This window comes from Streptomyces sp. NPDC059866 (genome assembly GCF_042731325.1).
Taxonomy (GTDB): Bacteria; Actinomycetota; Actinomycetes; order Streptomycetales; family Streptomycetaceae; genus Streptomyces; species Streptomyces flavusporus.
The window spans coordinates 78,867-86,805 of record NZ_JBHWJT010000032.1 but is presented as its reverse complement, the minus strand read 5'-3'; the positions used below and the strand labels follow the sequence as shown (position 1 = coordinate 86,805).

Annotated in this window: 6 protein-coding genes, 1 tRNA gene and 1 pseudogene; 7 read left to right on the top strand and 1 reads right to left on the bottom strand. The window is 69.8% G+C overall.

Annotation, left to right across the window (positions count from 1 at the left end):
• Positions 1-94: 94 nt before the first annotated feature.
• Positions 95-1,051 (top strand): annotated as a pseudogene (locus tag ACFV7R_RS36875) (tyrosine-type recombinase/integrase); the annotation flags it as partial.
• 155 nt (positions 1,052-1,206) lie between these two features.
• Entirely contained in the window at positions 1,207-1,692 is a 486-nt protein-coding gene (locus ACFV7R_RS36870) for an SPW repeat protein (RefSeq protein WP_385271821.1), read from the top strand.
• Between the two features lie 265 nt (positions 1,693-1,957).
• Here the strand turns inward: ACFV7R_RS36870 and ACFV7R_RS36865 are convergent.
• Positions 1,958-2,029 (bottom strand) — tRNA-Arg (locus ACFV7R_RS36865).
• A 208-nt stretch (positions 2,030-2,237) separates the two neighbouring features.
• Here ACFV7R_RS36865 and ACFV7R_RS36860 point away from each other — a divergent pair.
• From ACFV7R_RS36860 to thrC, 5 genes are all read left to right on the top strand, one after another.
• Complete coding sequence (locus ACFV7R_RS36860; RefSeq protein WP_385271818.1) at positions 2,238-2,693, top strand: response regulator; 456 nt, start codon at positions 2,238-2,240, stop codon at positions 2,691-2,693.
• A gap of 219 nt (positions 2,694-2,912) precedes the next feature.
• Entirely contained in the window at positions 2,913-3,998 is a 1,086-nt protein-coding gene (gene nrtL / locus ACFV7R_RS36855) for an ArgS-related anticodon-binding protein NrtL (protein WP_385271815.1), read from the top strand.
• A gap of 13 nt (positions 3,999-4,011) precedes the next feature.
• Positions 4,012-5,403, top strand: coding sequence for a diaminopimelate decarboxylase (gene lysA / locus ACFV7R_RS36850; protein ID WP_385271812.1), 1,392 nt, complete (start codon positions 4,012-4,014; stop codon positions 5,401-5,403).
• A gap of 149 nt (positions 5,404-5,552) precedes the next feature.
• Complete coding sequence (locus tag ACFV7R_RS36845; RefSeq protein ID WP_385271825.1) at positions 5,553-6,842, top strand: homoserine dehydrogenase; 1,290 nt, start codon at positions 5,553-5,555, stop codon at positions 6,840-6,842.
• 6 nt (positions 6,843-6,848) lie between these two features.
• Positions 6,849-7,907 (top strand): threonine synthase, encoded by a 1,059-nt coding sequence (gene thrC / locus ACFV7R_RS36840; protein ID WP_385271809.1) that lies wholly within the window; start codon positions 6,849-6,851, stop codon positions 7,905-7,907.
• The last annotated feature ends 32 nt before the right edge of the window (positions 7,908-7,939 follow it).

Here is a 7,939-nt window from a genome sequence, read left to right as displayed (position 1 = left end):
GACGCCAACGTCAGCCGCACGTCGTCCGCGGCTACTTCGGCGGCCCACACGTCCGCTACATCCTCGAATAGAACCCTTTGAGTTTCGGATCAATAATGACCGGGATGTTCCGGGCGACGTGCAGAACGTCTTGCATTGGGTCTCGAAAGCATCCCGGCCGCTTGCCGATTTGGCGGAACCCGCGACGGCACGTGCGGTACTGGACTCGCTGAAGCTCAAACTCGACGGCACGGCGGCTGCTGCGGAGACGGTGCGGCGTAAGCGGCGGACACTGGTGAACGCTGCGAACTATGCGGTCGACCTGGGGGAGCTGCGAGAGAACCCCATCACGGCCGTGCGCTGGCAGAAGCCCAAGGTGTCCAACCAGGTAGACCCGCGGGTTGTGGCCAATCCGAAGCAGGCCCGGAACCTCCTCGCGGCTGTCTCCTACGTCGGGGGCTATCGGCGAGCTCGTGGCCGGCGCCTCGTGGGCCTCTTCGCCGCGATGTACTTCGGCGGTCTCCGACCTGCCGAGGCGGTGGGGCTCGCCGAAACTGACCTCGTCCTTCCTGAGGCGGGTTGGGGCTCGGCTCTGCTCAACCGGACGCGTCCGTCGGTCGGCAAGCAGTGGACAGACTCGGGGGAGACCCATGACGACCGCGGGCTGAAGAACCGTCCGACTGAGGACGTCAGGCCGGTGCCTATCCCGCCTCATCTCGTCGCCGTGCTTCGCGAGCACGTTGCCACCTTCGGCACGGCTGAAGACGGGCGGCTCTTCTTCAGTGAGAAGGGCTCGGTCATCCCGTCCTCGACCTACTACCGCGTGTGGCAAGAGGCCCGGCTCCTCGCGCTTCCGCCGGCCGTCGCGGCCTCGCCGCTAGCGAGTAGGCCGTACGACCTTCGGCACTCGGCGCTGTCGACGTGGCTCAACGCGGGTGTCGATCCCACAGAAGTGGCTGAGCGCGCCGGCAATAGCGTGGAGGTCCTGTTGACCCGCTACGCGAAGTGCCTCGACGGACGACAGGATGTCGCCAACCGGCGGATCGAGGACCTGCTCCGCGAGTACGAGTGAGCCTGGTACCAGCGCGGGTGGTCTGATCCGCGCCGACGGGCCCTGTCTGCTGCCCGGTGGCAGCTTGGTATTGCCTCGCTCAACGCGGTTATCTCATGCGTTTCGGGTACTCGACCCCGAACTACATGAAACGGATAATTTGGGAGGTGATGGGCATGGCGACCGCTCCTCGGCCTGACATGGCAGCCCATCCCGACATCATCGCCATGCGCGAACGCCATGAGATGGCCGAGCGCAACGCGACCACTCCGAGGGCACAAGCCATCGAGACCATGGCCCTCATCACCGGGCTTTACCTCGCGGCCTCACCGTGGATCACGGGGTTCAACGGCTTTTCCACCCTGGCGGTCAACAACCTGATCGTCGGCATCGCCTACGCACTCATCATGAGCGGTGGCTTCGGCCGGGCCTACGACCGTGTGCACAGCATGGCGTGGGCTGCTTGTGCGCTGAGCGTGTGGACGATCGTTTCACCGTGGGTCGTGGCCGGTGACGTCAGCACCACCAAGACCATCGTCAACAATGTCATCGTCGGCGTAATAGCCCTGCTGCTGGCCCTCACGGCCGCCTCGATCGGCCGCCCGGCGGACCGGGAAACCTCCAGCCGCATGTCCGCACCCTATGGGGGAGGGCGAAGCTGACGGGACGCGGGGGGAAAGGGCGCCCCGGCCTTGAAGAAAGGCGGGCAAGGCCGGCGGCTCCGTTGCGTACGAGGATGTGGTCGGCGCCTCGCGCGGTCCCCAGGGTTCCGGGTCTCACCTGGAACGATGCCCCAAGATCCCGTCCACAGCTCGTCCACGGACCCCGACATACGACCGCTTCGGGCGGCGTACGGCTGCACATGCACGAAGACCCCGGCCTCAGCGTTTCCGCTGGTGACGGGGTCTTTGGGCACCTCATACAGGGTGCCCCCGGCAGGATTCGAACCTGCGCACACGGCTCCGGAGGCCGTTGCTCTATCCCCTGAGCTACGGGGGCGTGTCGGTCGCGGGTTCTTGCTCGCGGCGACGGGTAGAACACTACCAGCTCCTTCGGGGTGGTCATGAACTGGTTTCGGGGGGATGGCCAGGACGTCAACCAGGGATGTGGCTCGCCCGCAGGGGTGGAAGTGGGGAAAACCCGGACGCGGTGGCCGGTCCGCACCTACTCTCGAGTTGTGCCAGGCGCGTCGGGCCGGGTGCTTGTTGTGGACGACAACAAGGTCATCCGGCAGCTGATCAGGGTCAATCTCGAGCTGGAGGGCCTCGAGGTGGTGACCGCGGCCGATGGTGCCGAGTGTCTGGATGTCGTCCATCAGGTGCAGCCAGATGTGGTCACCCTCGATGTCGTCATGCCGAGGTTGGACGGGTTGCGGACCGCCGCCCGCCTGCGTGCGGATCCGCGGACGCGTGATCTTCCCCTTGCCATCATCAGTGCCTGTACGCAGTACGAGGTCGAGACCGGCCTCGATGTCGGCGTCGACGCCTTCCTCCCCAAGCCCTTCGAGCCCGCCGAACTCGTACAGCTCGTACGGCGGTTGATCGCGCGGAGTGGGAGTGGGAGTGGCAGGGGGAGCGGCGGCAGCGCTGGTGTGATCGGCTCCGGAGTCGGCGGGCTGCTCGGGGCCGCGGAGGCCGAGAGCGCCGGTCGCGCGGGCGGGTGAGCGGCGGCCCGGAGCGCTGACCGGGCGCTGATCCGGCACGCGGATGAGCCAAGACCCGGCAGGCGAATGGGCCCCGGGCCGGCAGGCGAATGAGCCCCGGCCGACAGACCGGCCAGTCGCGGTCGACCGCAGCAGCCGCCCGCAGCCGTACGTCCACATCCCGGACCCTCTCCCAAACCAGCTCGCCTACCCACCCCCCTCCTCCCATACGCTTGTCCCGTGACCCCCGTCGAACTCTCCCGCACCGTGCTGCATGCGGTGCGTCGCGCTGTCGACGAGGGGGAGCTGAGCGTGACCGTGCCCGTACGGGCCGTGGTCGAGCCGCCGGGGCCCGGCGGGTGGGGGGATTACGCCACCAACATCGCCCTGCAGCTCGCCCGCCCTGCCGGGCAGCCGCCGCGTGTGGTCGCCGAGGTGCTCCGCCCGTATCTCGCCGGGGCGGACGGCGTCACCGGGGTCGAGATCACCGGGCCGGGGTTCCTCAACATCGCCCTCGACGGCGCCGCCTCCGTCGGTCTGGTGCAGCGCATCCTGCGGGAAGGCCTGCGCTACGGGCACTCCGACGCCCTCGCCGGGCAGGTGGTTCAGCTGCACTGCCCTCATGAGGTGCGTGCCGTCGTAGTGGCGGACGCCGCCGCCCGCATCCTGCGTTCCCAGGACGCCCTCGTCCGCACCAGCTGCACTGCCCGGCCCGACCCGGAGTGGGAGTCGGTGCTCGGCGTGCGCGTCGACGCCTACAGCGACCCGGACGCACCGGCACCGCGCGACGCCCACGGCGGCCCGGACGCACCGGCACCGGTCGACGACGTCACCGTACGGCCCGTCCCCGCCCCCACCGATCCCCTCCCCCTCGGCCGTGACGCCGCCCGCTGGGCCCTGCTCCAGCCCGCGGCGCACGACCGGCCCCGGATCACCGTCGATCATCTGGTCCAGCGGGAGGGCAACCCCCTCTTCCGGGTGCGGTACGCCCACGCCCGCAGCCGGGCCGTCGCCCGTAACGCCGCCGATCTGGGCTTCGCCGCCGACCCCGGCCACGTACCGGACGCAGCGCACCTCGAGGCCCTGCTCGCCGACCACCCCCGCATCCTCACCGCGGCCGCCCGCGACCGCGCCCCCGACCGTCTCGCCCGGCACCTCGTCACCGTCGCCGATGCCGCCCTCGCCCTGCTGCCCGCCGTGCTGCCGTGCGGCGAGGAGAAACCCTCGGCCGCCCACCGCGCCCGGCTCGCCCTCGCCGAAGCCGCCGGGACGGTGCTGGCCGGCGGCCTCGCCCTGCTCGGCATCGACGCACCCGACCACCTCTGAAAGAGCACGCCAGATGAGCCGTTCCGCACACCCCGCCGGGCCCCGTCACGCCGACGTCCTCCCCGAGGGTCACTACTCCGCCCCGCCGGCCGACCTCAACGCCCTCGATGCGAAGGTGTGGGCGCAGACCGTCGGCCGGGACGGCCACGGAGTCGTGACCGTCGGCGGTATCGACGTCAAGAAGCTCGCCGAGGAGTTCGGCACGCCCGCCTACATCGTGGACGAGGCCGACTTCCGCGCCCGCGCCCGTGCCTGGCGCACGGCCTTCGGTCATGAAGCGGACGTCTTCTACGCGGGCAAGGCGTTCCTGTCCCGGGCGATCGTGCGCTGGCTGCACGAGGAGGGGCTGAATCTCGACGTGTGCTCCGGCGGCGAACTCGCCACCGCCCTCTCCGCCGGCATGCCCGCCGACCGGATCGCCTTCCACGGCAACAACAAGTCCACCGACGAGATCGAGCGGGCCATCGACGCCGGTGTCGGGCGGATCGTTCTCGACTCCTTCCAGGAGATCGTCCGCGTCGCCCACATCGCCCAGTCCCTCGGCAAGCGGCAGCGCGTGCAGATCCGGGTCACGGTCGGCGTCGAGGCGCACACCCATGAGTTCATCGCCACCGCCCACGAGGACCAGAAGTTCGGCATTCCGCTGGCCGGCGGACAGGCCGCCGAGGCCGTACGGCGGGCCCTTCAGCTCGAGGGGCTGGAGCTGATCGGGATTCACTCGCACATCGGGTCGCAGATCTTCGACATGTCGGGCTTCGAGGTCGCCGCGCACCGCGTGGTCGGGCTGCTCAAGGACATCCGTGACGAGCACGGCGTCGAGCTGCCCGAGATCGATCTGGGCGGTGGCCTCGGGATCGCGTACACCAGTGACGACGACCCCCGCGAGCCGCACGAGATCGCCAAGGCGCTCACCGAGATCGTCAGCCGTGAGTGCGAGGCCGCCAGGCTGCGCACCCCGCGCATCTCCGTCGAGCCCGGACGGGCCATCGTCGGGCCCACCGCCTTCACGCTCTACGAGGTCGGCACCATCAAGCCCCTCGACGGGCTGCGGACGTACGTCTCCGTCGACGGCGGCATGTCGGACAACATCCGCACCGCGCTCTACGACGCCGAGTACAGCGTCGCCCTGGTCTCCCGCACCTCCGACGCCGGGCCGATGCTCGCCCGTGTCGTCGGCAAGCACTGTGAGAGCGGTGACATCGTGGTGAAGGACGCGTTCCTGCCGGCCGACCTGGCACCCGGTGACCTGATCGCGGTGCCGGCCACCGGCGCGTACTGCCGTTCCATGGCCAGCAACTACAACCACGTGCTCCGCCCGCCGGTCGTCGCCGTGCACGACGGCGAGGCGCGGGTGATCGTCCGCCGGGAGACGGAGGAAGACCTCCTGCGTCTCGACGTCGGATGAACCCAGTCCACGAGGGGTGGAAGATCTCCTGTCTCCACCCCTCGTCGAAATGAAAAAGATGTCTCACGATCCGGACAAAGGGCAGAAACTTCCGTCCGGTGAGTGAGACTGGTGCAACCGCATACGGTGAGAGGAAACGAGGTCGGATGATGCGTACGCGTCCGCTGAAGGTGGCGCTGCTGGGCTGTGGAGTGGTCGGCTCAGAGGTGGCGCGCATCATGACGACGCACGCCGACGACCTCGCCGCCAGGATCGGCGCCCCCGTGGAGCTCGCGGGCGTCGCGGTCCGCCGCCCCGACAAGGTGCGCGAGGGCATCGACCCGGCCCTGGTCACCACCGACGCCACCGCCCTCGTCAAACGCGGCGACATCGACGTGGTCGTCGAGGTCATCGGCGGTATCGAGCCCGCCCGTACGCTGATCACCACCGCCTTCGAGCACGGTGCGTCCGTCGTCTCCGCGAACAAGGCCCTCCTCGCCCAGGACGGCGCCGACCTCCACGCGGCGGCCGGGGCGAACAACAAGGACCTCTACTACGAGGCCGCCGTCGCCGGCGCCATCCCGCTGATCCGCCCGCTGCGCGAGTCCCTCGCCGGCGACAAGGTCAACCGGGTGCTCGGGATCGTCAACGGCACCACCAACTTCATCCTCGACAAGATGGACTCGACGGGGGCCGGGTACCAGGAGGCCCTCGACGAGGCCACCGCGCTCGGATACGCCGAGGCCGACCCCACCGCCGATGTCGAGGGCTTCGACGCCGCCGCCAAGGCCGCGATCCTCGCCGGAATCGCCTTCCACACGCGCGTGCGCCTCGACGACGTCTACCGCGAGGGCATGACCGAGGTCACCGCCGCCGACTTCGCCTCGGCGAAGGAGATGGGCTGCACCATCAAGCTGCTCGCCATCTGCGAGCGCGCCGCGGACGGGGGCTCGGTCACCGCGCGCGTGCACCCGGCCATGATTCCGCTGACCCACCCGCTCGCCTCCGTGCGCGGCGCGTACAACGCCGTGTTCGTCGAGTCGGACGCCGCCGGTCAGCTGATGTTCTACGGACCCGGCGCCGGCGGCTCCCCGACGGCCTCCGCCGTCCTCGGTGACCTGGTCGCCGTCTGCCGCAACCGGCTCAGCAACGCGACCGGCCCCGGCGAGTCCGCGTACGCCGCGCTGCCCGTCTCGCCCATGGGCGAGGTCGTGACGCGCTACCACATCAGCCTTGATGTCGCCGACAAACCGGGTGTTCTCGCCCAGGTGGCCACCGTGTTCGCCGAGCACGGTGTGTCCATCGATACGGTGCGGCAGCAGGGCAAGGACGGCGAGGCCTCCCTCGTCGTCGTCACGCACCGCGCGTCCGACGCCTCCCTCAGCGGGACCGTCGAGGCGCTGCGCAAGCTCGACACCGTGCGGGGTGTCGCCAGCATCATGCGGGTTGAAGGAGAGTAACCAGCAATGACCCACCAGTGGCGCGGAATCATCGAGGAGTACCGGGACCGGCTGCCCGTCTCCGACACCACGCCGGTCGTGACGCTCCGCGAGGGCGGCACGCCCCTCGTGCCCGCGCAGGTGCTCTCCGAGCGCACGGGCTGCGAGGTCCACCTCAAGGTGGAGGGGGCCAACCCGACCGGGTCCTTCAAGGACCGCGGGATGACGATGGCCATCTCCAAGGCCAAGGAGGAGGGCGCCAAGGCGGTCATCTGCGCCTCCACCGGCAACACGTCCGCCTCCGCCGCCGCTTATGCCGTACGGGCGGGCATGGTGTCCGCCGTGCTCGTCCCGCAGGGCAAGATCGCGCTCGGCAAGATGGGCCAGGCGCTCGTGCACGGCGCGAAGATCCTGCAGGTCGACGGCAACTTCGACGACTGCCTGACGCTGGCTCGCGCGCTCAGCGACAACTACCCGGTCGCTCTGGTCAATTCGGTTAATCCAGTGCGTATCGAGGGTCAGAAGACGGCTGCTTTCGAGATTGTGGACATGCTCGGCGAGGCGCCCGACATCCACGTCCTGCCGGTGGGCAACGCGGGCAACATCACGGCCTACTGGAAGGGTTACAAGGAGTACGCCGCCGACGGCGTGGCCGGGCGTACCCCGCGCATGTGGGGCTTCCAGGCCTCCGGCAGTGCGCCCATCGTGCGCGGCGAGGTCGTCAAGGACCCGTCGACCATCGCCACCGCGATCCGTATCGGCAACCCGGCCTCCTGGCAGCACGCCCTCAACGCGCGGGACGAGTCCGGCGGTTTCATCGACGAGGTGACGGACCGTGAGATCCTGCGCGCCTACCGCCTGTTGGCCGCCCAGGAGGGCGTCTTCGTGGAACCCGCCTCCGCCGCGTCCGTGGCCGGTCTGCTGAAGGCCGCCGAGCAGGGCAAGGTCGACCCGGGCCAGCGCATCGTGTGCACCGTCACCGGCAACGGCCTGAAGGACCCCGACTGGGCCGTCGCCGGCGCCCCGCAGCCGGTCACCGTCCCGGTCGACGCGGCGACGGCGGCCGAGCGACTCGGCCTGGCATAACGCCTGCTCCGAGGGTCATCCCCGTAGGGGGT